Source organism: Hymenobacter defluvii, assembly GCF_017589435.1.
GTDB lineage: Bacteria > Bacteroidota > Bacteroidia > Cytophagales > Hymenobacteraceae > Hymenobacter > Hymenobacter profundi.
The window spans coordinates 59,423-77,981 of sequence record NZ_JAGETX010000003.1 but is presented as its reverse complement, the minus strand read 5'-3'; the positions used below and the strand labels follow the sequence as shown (position 1 = coordinate 77,981).

The 18,559-nt window shown below is 57.4% G+C and carries 11 protein-coding genes, 1 tRNA gene and 1 pseudogene; 5 read left to right on the top strand and 8 right to left on the bottom strand.

Going from position 1 to position 18,559, the window contains the following annotated elements; genetic code table 11:
• Nucleotides 1-219: 219 nt before the first annotated feature.
• On the bottom strand, nt 220-1,122 hold the full coding sequence (locus J4D97_RS07300) for a histone deacetylase family protein (RefSeq protein WP_208307004.1): 903 nt from the start codon (nt 1,120-1,122) through the stop codon (nt 220-222).
• Between the two features lie 987 nt (nt 1,123-2,109).
• Between J4D97_RS07300 and J4D97_RS07295 the strand changes: the two genes are divergently transcribed.
• From J4D97_RS07295 to J4D97_RS07285, 3 genes are all read left to right on the top strand, one after another.
• Nucleotides 2,110-3,426, top strand: a complete 1,317-nt coding sequence (locus tag J4D97_RS07295) for a PcfJ domain-containing protein (RefSeq protein WP_208307003.1) — start codon at nt 2,110-2,112, stop codon at nt 3,424-3,426.
• 84 nt (nt 3,427-3,510) lie between these two features.
• Nucleotides 3,511-5,088, top strand: coding sequence for a TROVE domain-containing protein (locus J4D97_RS07290; protein ID WP_208307002.1), 1,578 nt, complete (start codon nt 3,511-3,513; stop codon nt 5,086-5,088).
• Nucleotides 5,089-6,020: 932 nt separating this feature from the next.
• The gene (locus J4D97_RS07285) at nt 6,021-7,424 is read left to right on the top strand and encodes an RtcB family protein (protein ID WP_208307001.1); all 1,404 of its coding nucleotides are present in this window, start codon (nt 6,021-6,023) and stop codon (nt 7,422-7,424) included.
• A gap of 600 nt (nt 7,425-8,024) precedes the next feature.
• On the opposite strand, the pseudogene J4D97_RS23490 reads toward J4D97_RS07285, so the two are convergent.
• Together J4D97_RS23490 and J4D97_RS07270 are read right to left on the bottom strand one after the other, a co-directional pair.
• Nucleotides 8,025-8,978 (bottom strand): annotated as a pseudogene (locus J4D97_RS23490) (nucleoside hydrolase).
• Between the two features lie 146 nt (nt 8,979-9,124).
• The gene (locus J4D97_RS07270; protein ID WP_208306998.1) at nt 9,125-9,640 is read right to left on the bottom strand and encodes an MOSC domain-containing protein; all 516 of its coding nucleotides are present in this window, start codon (nt 9,638-9,640) and stop codon (nt 9,125-9,127) included.
• A 230-nt stretch (nt 9,641-9,870) separates the two neighbouring features.
• Here J4D97_RS07270 and J4D97_RS07265 point away from each other — a divergent pair, with 230 nt between their 5' ends.
• Together J4D97_RS07265 and J4D97_RS07260 are read left to right on the top strand one after the other, a co-directional pair.
• Entirely contained in the window at nt 9,871-10,542 is a 672-nt protein-coding gene (locus tag J4D97_RS07265) for a Dps family protein (RefSeq protein WP_208306997.1), read from the top strand.
• A gap of 326 nt (nt 10,543-10,868) precedes the next feature.
• Nucleotides 10,869-10,950: transfer RNA gene (locus J4D97_RS07260), tRNA-Leu, on the top strand.
• Between the two features lie 108 nt (nt 10,951-11,058).
• Here the strand turns inward: J4D97_RS07260 and J4D97_RS07255 are convergent.
• From J4D97_RS07255 to J4D97_RS07235, 5 genes are all read right to left on the bottom strand, one after another.
• Nucleotides 11,059-12,639, bottom strand: a complete 1,581-nt coding sequence (locus tag J4D97_RS07255; RefSeq protein ID WP_208306996.1) for an NFACT RNA binding domain-containing protein — start codon at nt 12,637-12,639, stop codon at nt 11,059-11,061.
• An 11-nt stretch (nt 12,640-12,650) separates the two neighbouring features.
• Nucleotides 12,651-13,013 carry a cupin domain-containing protein gene (locus J4D97_RS07250; protein WP_185284129.1) on the bottom strand — a complete coding sequence of 121 codons (363 nt, stop codon included), beginning with the start codon at nt 13,011-13,013 and terminating at the stop codon, nt 12,651-12,653.
• Nucleotides 13,014-13,099: 86 nt separating this feature from the next.
• Entirely contained in the window at nt 13,100-13,870 is a 771-nt protein-coding gene (locus J4D97_RS07245) for an MBL fold metallo-hydrolase (RefSeq protein WP_208306995.1), read from the bottom strand.
• Nucleotides 13,871-13,975: 105 nt separating this feature from the next.
• Nucleotides 13,976-14,353 (bottom strand): response regulator, encoded by a 378-nt coding sequence (locus J4D97_RS07240; protein ID WP_187318155.1) that lies wholly within the window; start codon nt 14,351-14,353, stop codon nt 13,976-13,978.
• 62 nt (nt 14,354-14,415) lie between these two features.
• Complete coding sequence (locus J4D97_RS07235; protein WP_208306994.1) at nt 14,416-18,528, bottom strand: PAS domain S-box protein; 4,113 nt, start codon at nt 18,526-18,528, stop codon at nt 14,416-14,418.
• Nucleotides 18,529-18,559: the final 31 nt, after the last annotated feature.

Here is an 18,559-nt window from a genome sequence, read left to right as displayed (position 1 = left end):
TCTTAAATAGATATGCCGATTACCCCACCCCCAGCCCACACTCGCTTGATGCGCGACATCCTCCGGGAGAGGGGTGCGTTCTAGTGGTGAGGTTGTAAATGGTGAACGGTAAATCATTTACTCTTCACAAGTTCACCTTTCGTCTGGCACCCCTCTCCCGGAGGATGTCGCGCATCAAGCGAGTGTGGGCCGGGGGTGGGGTCACGGGGATGAACCTCCTTACCCCCACAGCGTGTACGCCACCCGAAAGGTGTTGCAATGCGCGTCTACAATATCGGCGAGGCGCTCGGAGTAGCCGCCGCCCATGCTCACGGCCACGGGTAGGCCGCGTTGTTGACACAGACCCAATACCAGTTCGTCGCGGCGCTGGCAGCCGGCTTTGGTGAGGGCCAGCTTGCCCAGCTTATCAGTGGCCAGCACATCTACGCCGGCCTGGTAAAACACGAAGTCTGGCTGCACCTCGTCGAGTAGACGGGGTAGGGTTTGGCCGAGCAAGTCGAGGTAGGCGGCATCGGTGGTGCCTAGGGGCAGCGGTAGGTCTAGGTCTGATTGCTCTTTGCGCAGGGGGTAGTTGGCCCCGGCGTGCATGGAAAAGGTGAACACGTGGGGCTCGTGCCGGAAAATGCTGGCCGTGCCGTCGCCCTGGTGCACGTCCAGATCCACGATGAGCACCTGCCGGGCCAGTTGGTGGTGCAGCAGGTAGGCGGCGGCAATGGCCTGGTCGTTGAGCACGCAAAACCCCTCGCCTCGGTCGGCAAACGCGTGGTGGGTGCCGCCGGCCAGGTTCAGGGCCACCCCTTCGCGCAGGGCGTGCCGCGCCGATTGCAGTGTGCCCGCCGAGCTACTGAGGGAGCGAAGCACCAACTGCGGCGTTTGGGGTAGGCCCAGCCGCCGCACCTCCGCGGGGGAAAGCTGTTGGTCGCGCACTTTGCCCCAGTAGTCTGGTGTGTGCACCCGCAGCACGTCCTCTTCGGCGCACAGGCCGGGGTCATAAAAATCCTCGGGCGGCGCGATGCCTTGCCATAACAACTGCTCCCGAATGAGGGCGTACTTCGCAATGGGAAAGCGATGGGTAGGGGGTAGGGCAAGCGTGTAGCGGTCGGAGGTAGCGAGGCGGGGCATGGCTACCTACAGACGTAGCGACGCGCAGCGGTGTTTCGTTATGGAGCTATTGGCGTTACTGTAGATTCCTACACAATGTATATTGGGCGTGTGCAGGTGCATGCTTGCGTCTCGTCGCCTGCGTTGTGTAGGGTTTGTTGTTCAACAACGAGACGATGCGTCGCTACACCACAATAATGTAAGCGCGATAAATAAAAAGTGGTTCCAATTAAAAGACACTCTTTTAATACGATATTCAGGATAAATAAGCGTGGGTAAAACTGGAATTACTAAGCATGGAGTAGTCGAATATAAAATTTATAAAATATTTTTTATTCGACTATTGACTTATAAAATAACCTTCTTACCTTTGACACGTTCAAAGCACAAAATACAAACAATTACAACGACTTCACTCGTCATGCAGCGCCATTTTAATCAATACCCCATGCCATTAAGCTCGCTGGATAGCAAGATCCAGCCGGGGTTCGGCGCGCATACCACAACGTGAGGTTTCACCGATAGAAACTACACAGTGCGAAACGCCCGAATCCCACCAGATTCGGGCGTTTTGTTTTATCTCTACCTAATAGTTTACTCCTAACTACCTTACTGTTATGTTACCGATCCAACTCCTTTCGCCCTCTTTCCCGGCAGCTGTTCGCTCTTGTTACATTGATAGCAACTCGTGGAAATCAGTCGATAGCTGCCCGCGCAAACGCGGGTAATTACTACCTCTAGATTTATTACTAGAGGTAGTAATAAATAAAAAAATATTTCCTGTGAGTGAACAGCTAAAAAAATAGCTGATAGGTAACCTATTGTCTTTTTTTAAATAAATCTGTAACGGTAATTAATTAAAAATTGCCGAATGATTTTGTGCACCCTTTTTACGCAAATTATTATGTACGACGCTTTTCGACTTCTGCTTTATCCGGTGGCTTCTATGCCTGCCGCATCACCTACTTCTTTATTCGGTAATCGTCCCCGCGAGGGCACCCCCGACCGATGGCTAACCGCTACAAACCCTTATCCCACGAAGCCTGGCAAGCTGAACAAGCAGTAATTATTCTAGCAGCCTCGCGGCGTCTCGACTGGCGTCGCTGGTCGGCTACCCAGCAGGTAGAGTACCTGTGCTCCTTCAATGGGTCGTTGCCCGTGGTGGAGGCCCACTTGGGCGCTGGCTCGGTGCTAGTCGAATTCTACCGCAGTTGCCTGCACAACCGTTCCAAGGCGGAGCAGCAGCAGTGCAGGAAAGTACTCTTAGCCCTAGCTTATAAGCGCAGCGAACTACTGTGGCGCCCCGAGCTAAGCGTTGCGCTGGCCGCGCTGGTTCGGTTTTACCCCCAGCGCTGCCGCGAACTGGCCGAGTGGCAACCCCGCAGCCGCAATCCGTTTCGGCAGTTGGAAAGCCTGGTGCGGCACTTGTTCGACCAATACGGCGACCTACCCACCTGGGTGCTGAATGCCTGGACAGCCAATCGGCTGCACGATGGTATCAACATCGCCGACCTGACGACGCATTTGGGGCGGGGTGGCGCCCTCCGGACGTTTCACAAGCTGCCGGTACCCCTCACTCGAAAGCTGGAACACCACCTGCGCCAAGCCCCAGCTAACTACACTTTTCTAGAAGCGTTGCGCTATGCTCAACTGGTCGCTCGCAACCAGTTGGCGTGGCTAGGACCAGTGCTTGACTCGCGCCTTGGTCGTGGAATCAGCCGCGACGACGAGTTTTATCTACGCGTAGTCGATTTTTTTGCGGCTGCTCCGATGGTTGACCCGCATCAGTTTGGGCCGGTGTGCGACTGGATTCACCAGAAGCGCCGGGTAGGCATCGGCGACGAGCCCGCTCAACCCGGCTTCTCGCTGAAAGGTAGGCCGATGGCGAGGGTGCTGGCCCACACGGCTAAGTGGCACCGCCAGTTGGCCCGAGCGCGCAACAGCCCCGATTCTCGTCACCCTCAGGAGACATTTGCCTCCACCTGGGAGCCGCTACCCGTGCCCAACTTCACGGGTGGTGACAGGGGGCAGGTGCGCATCACGCAACTAAGCAGCTACTGGGAACTGATGGATGAAGGAAGTACTCTGCACCATTGCGTGTCGTCCTACCTAAACTCCTGCCGGCGCGGACGGTGTGGTATTTTCTCGCTCACCCTCAATGGCGTACGCACGCTTACCCTGGAGGTGCTGGCCAATCGCACCATCATACAAGCCCGCGGCAAATACAACCGCCGCATCACCGACACCGAGTATGTGTGGGTGACCCGCTGGGCCGCCGAAGCCCGCCTGCTGATACCAAAGCATCTGTTTGACGCCGGTAGATAATACCGACCGTCGTGCCGTGTCGAGTACCAGGAGACATCCTGCGTGCCGACGGCGATGCGATAACCTTTTGATTATTTGCTTTCTATGCGATTCAACACCCACTCTAGCAACCCCTCGGCGCCTACTGCCGTGAACCACGAAGGCGCGCCTGCTTACCAACTCACACCGCAGCTGGAGCTGTACGCTGCCGTGGCTACTGCGGCCCTCAGCAACCAGTTCTATGAATCGGCCGGCACGCGCTTGCAGCGGTTGCGCCAGCTAATTGCCCAGAACGACCCGCAGTTTGTGGCTCGGTTGGCGGTGTACGCCCGCGAGCAGCTGCACCTGCGCTCGGTACCCTTGGTGCTGGCCGTAGAGCTGGCCCAGGTGCACCGCGGCAACGACCTCGTGAGCCGCCTGGTGGCCCGCGTGGTGCAGCGCGCCGACGAAATTACGGAGGTGCTGGCCTATTATGCTGCCGCCAACCAGCGCCAGGGCACCAAAACCCTGAACCGCCTCTCCAAACAGGTGCAAAAAGGTCTGGCCTTAAGCTTCAACCGTTTCGACGGCTACCAACTGGCCAAATATGACCGCGCCGGCCAGGTACGCCTCCGCGACGCCCTGTTTCTGGTGCACCCCACCGCCAAAAGTCTCGAGCAGCAAGCCCTGTTCGACCAACTGGTACGCGGCGAGCTGCCTACTCCCTACACGTGGGAAACCGAGTTGTCGGCGCTGGGGCAGCAGGCGTTTGCTACGGATGAGGAACGGCAAGCGGCCTTTCGGCAGAAGTGGCAGGAACTCATTGGAAGCAGCAAGCTGGGCTATATGGCTCTGCTGCGCAACCTGCGCAACATCCTGGAGGCCAACGTATCGGGCGCGGCGGTAGCGCAAGTGTGCGCTACCCTCGCCGACCGCACAGCGGTGGCGCGCAGCAAGCAGTTGCCCTTCCGGTTCCTGGCCGCCTACCGCGAGGTAGTAGGCCTGGATGCAGGTTTGCTCCGGCGGGCGACCGCGGCCATCGGCATCGGCAGCAGCAACGGCCACGTGCCCGCGGTGCTGGCAGCGCTGGAAACGGCCATCAGCCACTCGGCCCAAAACCTGTGCGGTTTCGATTCCAACACGCGCGTGGTGGTAGCCTGTGATGTGTCGGGTTCTATGCAGCAGCCGGTATCAGCGCGGAGCAAAGTGCTGCTCTACGACGTGGGCCTGGTGCTAGGCATGTTGCTGCAAAGCCGCTGCCAGCATGTGGTGGCGGGTATGTTCGGAGATATCTGGAAGCGAATCAGCCTGCCCAAAGGCTCGGTGCTGCGCAACGTGCAGGAGCTCTACCGCCGCGAAGGTGAGGTAGGTTACAGCACCAACGGGCACCTGGTAGTGCAAGACCTGCGCCAGCGCCAAGAGGTGGTCGAGAAGGTAATGATCTTCACGGACTGCCAGCTCTGGAACAGCCAGCACAACGGCGATACCCTGACCGCCGAGTGGCGCGCCTACCGCCGTGCGGTGGCTCCGCAGGCCCGCCTCTACCTCTTCGACCTGACCGGCCACGGCACGGCGCCGCTGGCAGTGCGCGAGCAGGATGGGGTAGCCCTCATCGCCGGCTGGTCCGATAAAGTATTCGACGTGCTGGCGGCGCTGGAAAATGGCGGCTCGGCACTGACCGAAATCGAGAAAATCGACTTGTAATCTTACAAACGCGGCCCAGGGAGCGGCAGACAAGCAAGCGGCTGCCGCTCCCTCCCGAAATACATCTACTTTTATGAAACGCTAAACGAACACTTTTCTACCCCATAGGCCAGGTGCCGTAGGTGGGCGCTACTTCGTGGTTATTTCTTCGGCATAGCAGGGGCAACCCCGCAACCGCCTGCGGGTTCGAGTCCCGGCTCTGCTATCCAGCGGAGTAAAGAAAATGTCGCCCGTCGCCTGTTGCCCTTGCCGACGGGGAGAAAAAAATACTGTGTTGGGTGCCGTAGCGGAGCGTTACTTCGGGTCGCGGGTTCGAGTCCCGCCTACCCTACGGGGGTAGTAGCTCAGCGGGTAGAGCAGAACGGTGTTTTACGCTGTGACTTTCGCTTCGCGCCTTATTGCCCCAACATTCTTCTTGCATCGGGTGCCGTAGGGTAGCCATACTTCGCACTCTTAATGCCCAGGTTGCGGGTTCGAATCCCGCCGGTTGGTACTAGCCAATCGTAGCTCAACTGGCAGAGCAGGACTGGAGGCTGCGCGCTTGTTGCCCCGGTGCTTTTGTTTATATCTGACAGGTGCCGTAGCATAGCCTTCCTTCGCTTGGGGCGCTGAGGTCGTGGGTTCGAGTCCCACCTGCTTCTTGAGGCAGTAGCTCAGTTGGTTAGAGCACAGTTTAACGGTGGCTATGCGTTTGTTGCCCTGTCAGTTTTAATAGGAGAAAGGAAGGTGTCGTAGAGTAGTCATACTTCGTACTGAAAATACCAAACGACTATTCGTTTTCACCCTTCCTACCTCTTACTGCCTACTACCAGATGCCGTAGGTCCGCGCTACTTCGACCTATCACGTCGGCTATCAGCCACGCGCGAACCGCCCGTTGCTCTGGTAGCAGTAAGCAACCAGTTAACCATTCAACAATCAACCATTTAGAATAATGGCACAACAACTACGCGGCAACGACCTTCGCCAACTGGGATTCCCGGAAGGTCGGGCCATTGGGCTGGCGCTGGCACAATTGCAGCGCAAGCACCTCAAAAAACTTTCGCACACCGAGCAGCTGGCGTTGCTCCAAAACTTACTTGCCAACCCTAACGACTACCTCACCCACCTCGACTGGAGCCACACGGCGGCGGCCTTGCTGCCGCCCCCATCGCGCCACATTGCCCTGGCCGAGCGCAAGCCCTACGCCTTGTTCGGGGCCGAGCACATCGACCAAGGCGCCATCCATCAGATGGAAACGGCCATGAAGCTGCCCGTGACGGTGGCCGGCGCCCTCATGCCCGACGCCCACCACGGCTACGGCCTACCCATTGGGGGCGTGCTGGCCACCGATAACGCTGTGATTCCCTACGCCGTGGGCGTGGACATTGGCTGCCGGATGGCGCTGTCGGTGTTTGCGCTGCCGCCTAAGCACCTGGAGCAGCGCGTGCAGGAGCTGCGCAAACTGCTGATCGACAACACCCGCTTCGGCAACCGCGACGTGTTCCGCCACGGCCAGAAGCTGGACCACGCCGTGCTCGACCGCGCCGAATTCCAGGAAATCAGTTTTCTGCGGAATAAATTGGACACGGCGGCTACCCAAATTGGCTCGTCGGGCGGCGGCAACCACTTCGTGGAGTGGGGTGTGGTAGATATCCTCGACCCCGCCAACGAACTGGGCGTACCGGTGGGGCAGTATCTGGGGCTGTTGTCGCACTCCGGCTCGCGGGGGCTGGGCGCCAGCATCGCCAACCACTACACCAAGCTCGCCAAAGACGTGTGTCAGCTGCCCACCGAGGCGCAGCACCTGGCTTGGCTCTCGCTGGAAAGTGAAGCCGGCCAGGAGTACTGGGCTGCCATGAACCTGGCCGGCGACTACGCCTCGGCGTGCCATCACCAGATTCATCAGCGCCTGGCTAAGGCCCTAGGCGAGCGGCCCCTGGCAAAAGTGGAAAACCACCACAACTTTGCCTGGAAGGAACGTCTGGCCACTGGGCAGGAGGTAGTGGTGCACCGCAAAGGCGCCACGCCGGCCGGCGCGGGTGTGCTGGGCGTCATCCCCGGCTCCATGACGGCCCCCGGCTTCATTGTGCGGGGTAGGGGTGAGGCAACGTCGCTGGCATCGGCCTCCCACGGGGCCGGGCGGGCCATGTCGCGCACCCGCGCCAAGCAGGAACTAGGCGAAGCAGACGTGCGCCGCTACCTGCAACAGCACCACATCGAGCTGATTGGGGGCGGGGTAGACGAGGCCCCTCAGGCCTACAAAGACATCCACGCCGTGATGGCCAGCCAGCACGATCTGGTGGATGTGTTGGGTACCTTCACGCCGCGCATCGTGCGGATGGAAGGCGGCGTGTAACCCTTGCTAGTAAAAGCTTGAAAAAGGCACGGATACCTAGGTATTCGTGCCTTTTGTGTGTGTTCTACATGAAAACGTACGATAATGCTGCGTAATTATCGTGTTTCGGAACCTACCTGTGCTACACCGCACGCTGACTGCGGCGCCGACAGTGTAGTAGGCGCTTAGCACAGGGGTAGGAGCGGGAAGATGATCGGGTGGTGGTGTTACAGACGGAAGAGGTAAGAATGACCCCACTGGAAAGCAGCAGCAGCGCTAAGGCTGTAAGCGTAAGGGGCGAAGAAGTGTTTGAATTCATAGGGTAGGAGGTAAAGAGCGGAAGCTTATCAAGTAGGTATCAATAAGGCAGAAAGCAGTGTGCCATAGAACACGCAAATAGTTGTTGCGTAACCGCCAAGGAGTAGCAAAAATTATAAAAAACCTAGTTCATTGTAAAATACGAACTTATGCGCTTCCTGGTTTAGCTATAGCGCAAACTGACTACGGCTCGACCGGCAAGCCAACTTCACGCCATTTTAGTCACAGATTAGAAAGATGCTGTTTTACCTTTCTTTTGACCATGGCAACTGATTTGACCACGGCAGCTGAGCTGTACTCTGTTTACAGAGTACAGCTCAGCTGCCGGAATAGATAAGCATAAAAAGCTTCTTTTCGCACGTTTACGGCCATTTTCACCCATTGCCCCGAGCCGGGGGCGCGGTGGGTATTGCCGGCGCTGGCGCCCATGGGCGTCGCTTCCAGCTCTACCATTTCAAAGTCAAAGGCCTCTGGAATAGCGAGGTAGCTCGTCGTCAATACGTCCCACATAAAGTAGGTGTACTCGTAGGCCGGAATAGTATCAATGGTAGTGGCCCAAAACTGTCCGGCTAGATTGGAGAAAAAGTAGTCCGACTGCCGGGCCAGCTGTTGCAGAAAATCGAAGCTGACGGGCACGTGGTTGGTGGCATCTAGCGGCACGATGGTAACGGGCAGCCCCGCCCGGAACAGCTTGTGCGCCGAAATCGGGTCCCAGAACACATTCCACTCGGCGGTGCCGTTGTGGTTGTACGTCTTCACGTTGCCGATAACGTCCACCGCGCCACCCATCTAGACCACCTCGCCCACCTTGGCTGCCAGGGTAGGGTCCTGTTCCAGCGCGTGCACCAGGTTGGAGCACGGCCCCGTGAGCAGCACCGTAACCGGGCCAGGCGCGGTGGCCAGCTTGCGCCGGATAAAGTTTACGCTGTCGTCGTAGTGGGCCGCGCCTGGGGTGTCTACGTTAATCATATCCGGCAGCGCGTTTAGAATCTTGGGCTTGGCCCGCCAGTCGGAGGGGAAGGCATTTATGCCGTGGTAGTTGCCGCCGCTTACCTCAATATCCGTGCGCTGGGCCAGCGCCAGCAGCTTGTGCGTGGTCAGCAGGGCGGTTTCCAGGTAGCAGTCGGCGGGCGTTACGGAAATGCCCAGCAGCTCAATGTGGGGCATGTGCAAGAGCAGGAGCAGCGACAGAAAATCGTCTACCCCGCCATCATGGTCAAACAAAACATACTGCTTGGGTAGGTGTATATCAGGCATATGAAGAGAATGGGTAAGGGAAGCAACCTATGCAGTAAAGGTGGAGTGCTTTCATTAGAATACAGCTGGGCGCGAGCTAGGCAGGCATAAAAGTAGGCGCGGTAACCAGACGCGGGCAGCTTCAGCCTCTGCCACCAGAAGACGCACTACACTACTACCTGCACGGCATCGCCTACCCGAATGGTACCGCCGTGCAGAATGCGGGCCGTGAGGCCGCCGTGGCCGCGCATGGCGTTGTAGCCGCCCGGCCCCAGCTCTTCTTCCATTCGTGAGCAGGGGTGGCACTCGCCCGTAATTTCCAGCACTACCTCGTCGCCAATGCGTACCTGTCGGTTTTTCAGCGCCAGCAGGTTCAGGCCGCTCACTACTAAGTTGCGGCGCAGCCGGACCGGGTCCACGGCTTCCGTCAGTCCCAGGTAGCCAGCCACAGCGGGTAGGTGCTCGGCCTGAATAAGCGTAATCTGCCGCTTGCCGCCGGGCTTGGGGCGGGCATGGTCGCCGGAGAGGTGGCGGTCGGTTTCCACGGTAGCTTCCTGCATGGCTACCATCGGCGCACGGCGCACCGGCCGAATGCCAATCCACTCCAACTGGCCCACCTGGGGTAGGGTGTTCAGCAAACGGGCAATTGTTGATTTATCGTCTCCGACGAAAGGAAAAGGCATGGGCGAAAAGCTGTAGAAGATGTAGGAAAACGGCGTCGGCGGCAAGATACGGGACCTATTGCCAGCGTGCGTGTCTCTGTATGTGTAAAATAGGGGCAAGACGGTTTTGCCCAATGAAATTAGGTTAACCCCGGCCGTAATTGTGCGTACATAGAGGCAGGTCGGCCACAGGATGCGTAGGTAGATTACCACGCATTGGTCTACCCTTCCAAACTGTTTACTGTCTTATCATGGCCCTTCCAAGCACCAATAAAAAGGCTCCCGTAGCCGCCAAAGCCGCTCCTGCAAAAGCAAAAGAGAGCAAAAACGCCGTTGCAGCTCCTAACCCGGCCGTCAACGTACAGCCTATCCTGAATCAACAACAAAATGCGCCGGCTCCTATCCAGAAGTACGGCACCGTATCGCAGCGCCTACCCATTGGGCTGAGCGAGGATGTTCGCCGCGAAAGCGTGGAACTGCTCAATCAGCTGCTAGCTGACACGTGCAGCCTGCGCGACATGTACAAGAAACACCATTGGCAGGTAGTAGGTCCTACCTTCTACCAACTGCACTTGCTGTTCGATAAGCACTACGAAGAGCAAAGCGAACTGGTAGACACCATTGCCGAGCGCATCCAGATTTTGGGTGGCGTGGCCGTAGCAATGGCTGCCGACATTGCCGAACTGACCAGCATCCCGCGCCCACCCCGCGACCGGGAAGAAGTGCCCGTGCAGATTTCACGCCTACTGGAAGCTCACCAGATCATCCTAGGACAATGCCACGACATTGCCAAGAAAGCCGATGATTCCGGTGACGACGGCACCAACGATATGGTAATCAGCGACGTACTGCGCGCCAACGAACTGCAAGTATGGTTCGTATCGGAGCATTTGGTAGAAGCGCCGCTCACCCAGTCGGAATAGTCTACCCTACTTATAAAAAGGCCCCTGACCGGTAGTATTGGTCAGGGGCCTTTTTATAAGTATGTGCGAGCCATGCTGCTTAGCCGGCTATACATTGCGTTTGAAAACGCTTTATAATGAAAGAAACAGGTAGTGCGAAAAAAATATTAATCTGTTGCAGGCTGATAATGAGCCGAAAACTACTGTTTAACCAATACGGCAAGAGAAAAATACGCCTCAGGACTTGCATGACCGATGTCATCCTCCTACTTTTGTGCCCACTTCGCCGCCTCAGCGAAGCCAGAAGATTGCTTTTGGACCCAGAAATTGTGTTTTTCTAGCCTACTGCGCACGTGGTGAAACTGGTAGACACGCCATCTTGAGGGGGTGGTGCCTTCGGGTGTGGGAGTTCGAATCTCCCCGCGCGCACTTCAACAAAGTCCGACCTACATAGGTCGGACTTTTTGTTTGTAGGTAGTATGCAGCCAGCCGCTTGCATCTGTAACTACGCGAAAGGGCGCTTCACCTACTTACTGGTTACGCGCCTACGCGCTCAAACGGATTACCGGGCACTACCAGTACCACCCGCTCGCGTTCTACCACTACGGCGCCCGGTGCGGCGCCTTTGGGCTTGCGTACAAACTTCTTGGGTGTCACGGTAACGGGACACAGCGAGTCGTGCTGGCGGCGCGAGTACCACGCGGCCAGTTGGGCAGCACGCTCTACCACAGGCTCGGGAACCGGCTGACCCGACCGATGCCGAATCACCACGTGCGAGCCGCTCACGTCTTTGGCGTGCAACCACAAGTCGTCTTTGTGCGCATATTTCTGCGTGAGTAGGTCGTTGTTCTGGGCGTTGCGGCCCACCAGAATCGTAAAGCCGCTATCCGTAAACACCTTAAACGGCAACTCGTTGCTTGTGGCTTTGGCTTGGGTAGCCGGGTCGAGGCCGTGCTGCTTGCGCCAGGTACGGAGCGTGCGCAAGTCAGCCAGATCAGCTAATTCCTCCAGCCGCTCCAGGCACCAGAAAGCCTCGGTTTCGCGCTGCTCGATGCGTTGACTGAGCTGTTGCAGCTCGATTTGCTGGTTTTTGGCTTTGCGGTAGAGGTTTTGAGCCGTGCGCTGGGGCGTTTCGGTGGGCTTCAGCTTGATAATGCGCGGCTGATTATCCTGGTAAAAATCAACGACTTCTACCTGTGCCGCCCCAACCGGAATCTGGCTTAAGTGGGCCATAATCAGGTCGGCAGTTTGGCGGTAGCCGGCGGTATGCTCCAGTGCATGGCGACGCGTGCGCGCCATCTGGGCGCTGGTGCTGGCTTCCTCGGCGCGCTTCTCCAGCGTCTGGCGCACCTGGCGCATCTCCGTCTCATACGCCCGCCGACTCAGGAAAAGCGGTACAAACTCGCGTAAGGTGGCAATAGGGTCGGCGGCGGGTAGGGCTTGCAGTACCTCCCCGAGGGGCAGCAGGCTCAGGCGCGTACGGCCATCCAGCAGCACAATGTAGAAGTGCGCAGGCTGTTCCAACTGCCGGATAACAGCCTGTACTAACTCCTCCCGCTGGGGTAGGGGCACGGCGTCGTAGCCGTGGGCGCGCAAGTAGCGGGCAGGTAGGTCGCTAAGGGCGGAGTAGCGACGGAGTGGGTCGGCCTCGTGGGAGCGGGTGCCGGTGTCCGGCGCCGCGGTAGGGAGTAGGGGCAGAATGTCGGCGTCGGCGGTATAGCGCTGGTGAAACAGCTCGGCGGGCGCATCCAGGGTAGGGCGGAAGATGGCGTTGGGCCTGGGGCCGAATAGCTTTAGCAGCAGGGTAGCGCCGTCGGTGAATGTGAATTGCAGAATCCGGTCCTGCGGCAGTGCATCCACCTGGCCTACCTCGCGTCCCAACAAATCGGGTAGTAAATCCACGGAGTTTTGCCGGGCGCGGTGGAACGTCTCGGGCAGAGCCAGCGCCGGAAACGCCGCCGATAGTTGGGCTTTCAGCCAGAACTCAGCCGCGCCGTTGGTTAGACCAAGTACCAATTCATCTTTCTCCTGCGAGAAGCACGTGGCTACCCGATAGCCCGCTAGCGCTTGGGTTAGGGCAGGAGCAAGTAGGCGCAGGAAGTAGTAATTGGTATGCAATAGAATTGCCGTTAGATCTGCTCTAGGGTATGGCGAGTCCGCTCACTTTCTATATCACCAGTATTCACCGTTGACTGTGGCTCAATCATCATAATCCAAGTTTCCCCTTCACTATGCGGACGATGATCTGTGCCACGAGGCACTACCAGTAACTCACCGGGGTTGATTTCGGCGGTTTGACCATCGCGGAAATCAATGTACAATCGGCCTTTCACAACCATGAACAGCTCGTCCTCCTGAGCATGATTATGCCAGATAAATTCGCCCTGCACACGTGCGATTTTAATATGCTGGTCGTTCAACTCTCCAATAATGCGCGGATTCCATTGATCGGTGAATTGCGCAAACTTATCCTCTAGCTTAATGACCTTCATACAATGGTGGCGTTGTGCTGCTACAGTAAATAAATGTATTTGTGAGAATGATCTGCTGATGCTTTAGTCTATACCCTAAAGCAGTCCTAGTCCAGCATTATCTGCAACCCATCATACGCCAGCCGCACAAAGTCTGGGAGCGTTGCTTCTACCTCGTGGTGCAGGCCTAACTGGTGACTGATGTGGGTAAGGTAGGCTTGTTCAGGAGCCAGGTCTTCCAATAGCTCCAGAGCCTCGGGCAATGAAAAATGCGAAATGTGCTTTTCGTGACGCAGGGCGTTGAGTACAATCACCCGCGAGCCGCGCACCTGGGCCAGTGCCTCTTCCGTCAGATAGTTGGCGTCGGTGATGTAAGTGAAGTCGCCGATGCGGTAACCGAGCACGGGCAGCCGGTAGTGCAGGGCTCGAATGGGCTGAAACGGCACGCCTTCCACCAAAAACACTTCTGTGTCACTGGTAATCGGGATAGTTTTCACGCGGGGCACGCCGGGGTACTTATTCTCCGCGAAGATGTAGGCAAACTCCTGCCGCAGCTGGTTGAGCACGCGTGGCTCGGCGTAGAGCGGCATGTCGCGCTGCTGAAGGAAGTTGTAGGAGCGAATGTCATCGAGGCCAGCGGTGTGGTCTTTATGCTCGTGGGTGAATACGAGGGCATCCAACTGCTCAATCCGCTCGCGCAGCATCTGTTGCCGAAAATCCGGTCCCGAGTCAATCACAATGCTTTTGCCCGCTACCTGCACGTGCACGGCCACCCGCAGGCGCTTATCGCGGTAGTCCACCGAACGGCACACGGGGCAGTGGCACCCAATCACGGGCACCCCCTGCGACGTGCCCGTGCCGAGAAAGGTAATCTGCATTATCAATTAAGAATTAAGAATTAAAAATTAAGAAGTGAGCGTAAAATCAACAGGCATTGATACACTCCCAATGCCTCAGATTTCTAATTCTTAATTCTTAATTCCCTACCCCACATGCTGCTTCACCACGCGCACCAGCGCGTCGAAGTCAAGGGGTTTAGGAAGGTAGTCGGTTACGCCAGCCTCGCGGAACTGCTCCATCGAGTAGTTGTTGGCGTTGCCAGTGATGGCAATAACCGGGATTTGCGCAATGCGCGGATCGGGGTTGCGGCGGATTTCGCGGGTGCACTCCATACCGTCCTTAACCGGAATATTAATGTCCATCAGAATGCAGTCAATCGGCTGGCTCTCAACCTGCTTAATGACTTCACCCCCATTTTTTGCCGATATGATGCGGTACTTTTGCAGCTCGAGTATTTTCTTGGTGAGGTTTAGAATAACGGAGCTGTCTTCCGCAATCAAAATAGTTTTCGAATCAGCCATGCGGGTAGTTGTGTTGAAGATGTAGGTTGGGAAAACGTGATGGATAAGATCAGATTTGCCGGTTACGGCACTTGCGTGACCTGCTGATATACGGCCTTAAACTGCGCAAAGTAACGCAGTAGGCGTTGAAAATCCTGAACAACGTTGGTCGTTTCTCCTTTCTTGAGGTCGTGCTCCAGCTCTTTAGCACCTTCGGCCAGCCGGTTTATGCCCAGCGTGAAGCCTGTGCCCTTTAACTGGTGCAAGTGCGGCAGAATAGCTTCGAAGCGCCCGGCACTCACCAGGTTACCGGCTTCGGTAAGTAGCTGCTCGGCCTCAGTCTCAAAATCGGAGTAGAGGCTGGCCGCGAAATCGTCGCCGCCTAACTGCCGCAGCTGGTTAATTACCTCGGTATCGATGCAGCCTTCCAACTCTTCGGGCGCCAGTTCCTCAGCAGTTATGGGGGTAGGCGCGGGCGCGGCGTCCACTGTAGTGGGGGCGGGCTCGGCGGGGGGTAGGGCCGTGCCCATATCACGCGTGGGCAGCACGGCTCGCTCGGTGGTGCTAGTCCAGCGGCGCAGCACGGTGTAGAGGTCCTGCGTTTTCACAGGTTTCGACACGTAGTCGTCCATGCCTTCCTGCACGAACCGCTCGGCATCCTCCTTCATGGAGTAGGCCGTCATGGCGACCACCGGTGGGCACTGTTTGCCCAGGCGACGCCGGATTTCGTGCATAGCCGTCACGCCATCCATCTCCGGCATCTGAATGTCCATGAAGATGATGTCGTAGCGGTTCTTGGGCGAGTCGGCCTTGCTGATGGCCTCGAAGCCATCGGAAGCCATTTCTACGTGGCAACCCAGCTTATCGAGCAGGCGCGAGGCTACCTTCTGGTTGATAGGGTTGTCGTCGACGAGTAGCACCCGCGGCACCGACTCGAAGCGGACTACCTCCTGGGTCCGCTCGCGGGCCATCGTGCGCTGGTGCAGAATTTCCTCCTCGTTGTGGGCAACGTCGCACTGAATGGTGAACCAGAACGTGCTGCCTTCCCGCACGTGTGAATCGACCCCAATCTCGCCGCCCAGTAGATCGGCTAGCTGCTTGCTGATGGCCAAGCCCAAGCCCGTGCCACCAAAAGCTTTGGTAGGGGTAGTATCCAGTTGGGTGAAGTTGGTGAACAGCAGCTTGGCGTCTTGCTCCGAAATGCCAATGCCCGAGTCTTGCACCGCAAAGCGCAGCGTGTGCCGCTCTCCATCGGTGGCAATAGACGACACCTCAATGCTCACTGTGCCTTGGTTGGTGAACTTGATGGCGTTGGACGTGAGGTTAGACAGGATTTGCAGCAACCGCGTTTCGTCGGTGAGGATGAAGCGTGGCGTGTGGGGCGTCACATGATACGTGAACTGCAAGTCCTTCTGGCTGGCACGGTTGGCAAACAGCGAGTGAATCTTGTCCAGCGTGTAGTACAGGTCCAGACCGTGGGCGTGCAGCTGTAGCTTGCCGGCTTGGATCTTGGACAAGTCCAGAATATCGTTTAGAATGGCCAACAGCGCTTCCGACGATTTGCGCAACGTGTCCACGTAGTCTTCCTGCTCCTCCGACGTCACCGTCTGATGCAGCAGGTCAATCATGCCAATGATACCGTTCATAGGCGTGCGCAGCTCGTGACTCATGTTAGCCAGGAACTGCGTTTTGGCTTCCAGCGCGGTTTCGGCTTCGTCCTTGGCGCGGCGCAAATCGTCCTGAATCTGCTTCAACTCCGTAATGTCGCGCCCGATGCCCTCTGTTCCGCCTGTCTGCCCCGGCGCAGGACGAGCATTGATGAGCATACTCACATAATGCCCATCTTTGTGACGGATGGCCGTTTCGAAGTTACGCAGCACGCCCTTTTCCTTGATTTCTTGCTGTAAACGGTCGTAATCGGCCGGGTCGGCGTAGTGCGAGGGTAGGTGCTTGCCAATGGCCTCTTCTGGCTGGTAGCCCAAGGCTTCATATACCGATGGGCTCACCAGCGTGACGTGGCCGTTCTCGTCGGTGCGGTAGTAAATATCCTGGAACGACTCGAAGATGGCGCGGAATTTTTCTTCCTGCGCCGCCAATTCCAGCTGCGAGGCCTTGGTCTCGGTGATGTCGTGGGCCATGCCCGATATTTCCTCAAACGAGCCGTCGTCGAGGTAAATCGGGTTGAGGTAGATTTCACGCCAGGTATCGTGGCCGCGGGCGTCGCGCAGGCGCACCTCAAAGCGCTGCGGATGCCCCTCAAAGGCCAGCTTGTAGTTCTCTACAAACAAGTCGCGGGCCTCTTCGGCTACCATGGCAAGGTCGGCCTGCCACAGGTTCACGTTGAGGGTAGGGTACACCCCGTTGTTGCGCAGGAAGTAGGCAGCGTAGTTGCGGTTGAAGGACGTCAGGCGCGAGTGCGTATCCACGGACCACATCAGGTGGGAGCCACTCTCGAAAATAGCGTTTAGGCGCGCATTCTGCTTATTGATCTGGACCTCATTGCGCTTGCGCTCAATAGCCAGGGCTACCTGGTTGGAGATAAAGTGCAGAATCTCAATGTCGCCCACCGCGTAAGCATCGGCCTTGTGGTAATCCTGCACGGCAATTACGCCGATGATTCGCTCCCCGATGCTCAGGGGAGAACACAGCATTACCTCCGGCATCACACCGTAGGCGGTAACGGACCCGTTGCCGATCAGCTCCTCCAGCTCGGCCCGCAGCAAAAATTGCGGCCGCCCCGTGCGAATAATATACTCCGACACCCCCGACGAAAACGGCCGCGCCTTGGTAGGCTGTTCGTTAGAAGAGCTTTGGTCTACATAATACACAAACTGCAACTGCGTGCGGGCGTCGTCGCAGAGGGCAATGTAGAAGTTGTTGGTTTCAATAATCTTGCTCAGCTCCCGGTGAATGGCCCCGTACAGCGCATGCAAGTCTTTGGAGCTAATAGCCAGGTTGGCAATGCTATAGTACACCTTCTGCAAACGCTCCGCCTTAATGCGGTCGGTGATGTCGTGCAGAATGGCGCGGGTGCTCACGGGCTCGTCTTCCTGCCAGGCGCAGGAAATGGAACCAATGAGATGCACTGGTTTACCGCTTTTCGTCAGGAAAACGGTTTCCAACTTATTGACTTTCTCGCCCTTATACAGATTGCGCAGCTGATAGAGCAGCTTGGCTTTATAATAGGGGTGCACCACGTCGTTGAGCGTGAGCTGGGGTAGGTCCTCCTCCGAGTAGCCCAGCTTTTCGCGCCAGGCCTTGTTCACGGACAAAAACCGGTTGTCGACGCTCAGATTCTGAATTAGGTCGTGGGCATTGTCGAAGAAGTCCTGGAGGCGGTTGCGGTTATCGTTGAGGGCGCGGGCCGTCACGTGGCGGTCCGTGCGGTCGCGCCCGATAAAGAACATACCCGTCACGTTGCCGCTCAGGTCGCGGGCCAACTCAGCGTGCCAGAACACCTGCCGGGACTTGCCGGAGCGGGTCAGAATCACCCGCTCCATATCGTCTGCCTCCTTTTCGCCCCGTACAACCACCTCAAAGTGCCGTCGCCGGGCGTCGCGCTCGGCCGCTGGCACAAAGAGAGCATGGTAATTTTTACCTAGAATCTCGTCGCGGGTGTACTCCGTGAAGTTGAGGAAAAACTCGTTGACGTCCAGGATTTTACCTTCCGGATCAATGAGTACATAAGCTTGGTCGGTGCGGCTGAGCACATCGCGCAGCTCGCGGCGAGTACGGTCGAGCAGGCCCGCTTGGTCAGGAAGGCGCTGGGCCGGTCGGGGTGCACGCGTAATATCGCGCAGGGTAAGCTGCACATGGGCACCCATTGGGGTAGGTATACGGTGCAGGGTCACCCACCCATCGAGGCGAGATTGGTTGGTGCCCAGGCCATGCCAGGTTTTAGCGTAGGTTTGGCCGGTGCGGGCCGTATCGAGCACGGCTTCACGCAGCATGATATCCGACTGCCAGAAATCTTCACCGCTGGTGCCGCCGTGGGGACGAGTAAAGCTCATCAGACCGGCCATGAGCAAGTGGTTGCGGGTAGTGCCCAGCAAGTGGACTGCCGTCCGGTTGCAGTCGATTAGCTTGCCTCGCTCGTCGTAGAGCAGCAGTGCATCGTACGCATCTTCAAATAAAGCCCGATACAAAGCATCGGCGGCAGTGGCACCTGGAGTAGCGGGCAGAGAGCGAGTAGGCATTAGAAAAGTAAAATCCGAGCGACAGGTAATG

What these genes read in the sequence shown, in the direction of transcription:
- J4D97_RS07270 (WP_208306998.1), bottom strand. Translation starts at nt 9,640, where the DNA reads ATGCCTTTTCCTTTCGTCGGAGACGATAAATCAACAATTGCCCGTTTG.
- J4D97_RS07285 (WP_208307001.1), top strand. Translation starts at nt 6,021, where the DNA reads ATGGCACAACAACTACGCGGCAACGACCTTCGCCAACTGGGATTCCCG.
- J4D97_RS07240 (WP_187318155.1), bottom strand. Translation starts at nt 14,353, where the DNA reads ATGGCTGATTCGAAAACTATTTTGATTGCGGAAGACAGCTCCGTTATT.
- J4D97_RS07295 (WP_208307003.1), top strand. Translation starts at nt 2,110, where the DNA reads ATGGCTAACCGCTACAAACCCTTATCCCACGAAGCCTGGCAAGCTGAA.
- J4D97_RS07290 (WP_208307002.1), top strand. Translation starts at nt 3,511, where the DNA reads ATGCGATTCAACACCCACTCTAGCAACCCCTCGGCGCCTACTGCCGTG.
- J4D97_RS07250 (WP_185284129.1), bottom strand. Translation starts at nt 13,013, where the DNA reads ATGAAGGTCATTAAGCTAGAGGATAAGTTTGCGCAATTCACCGATCAA.
- J4D97_RS07245 (WP_208306995.1), bottom strand. Translation starts at nt 13,870, where the DNA reads ATGCAGATTACCTTTCTCGGCACGGGCACGTCGCAGGGGGTGCCCGTG.
- J4D97_RS07300 (WP_208307004.1), bottom strand. Translation starts at nt 1,122, where the DNA reads ATGCCCCGCCTCGCTACCTCCGACCGCTACACGCTTGCCCTACCCCCT.
- J4D97_RS07235 (WP_208306994.1), bottom strand. Translation starts at nt 18,528, where the DNA reads ATGCCTACTCGCTCTCTGCCCGCTACTCCAGGTGCCACTGCCGCCGAT.
- J4D97_RS07265 (WP_208306997.1), top strand. Translation starts at nt 9,871, where the DNA reads ATGGCCCTTCCAAGCACCAATAAAAAGGCTCCCGTAGCCGCCAAAGCC.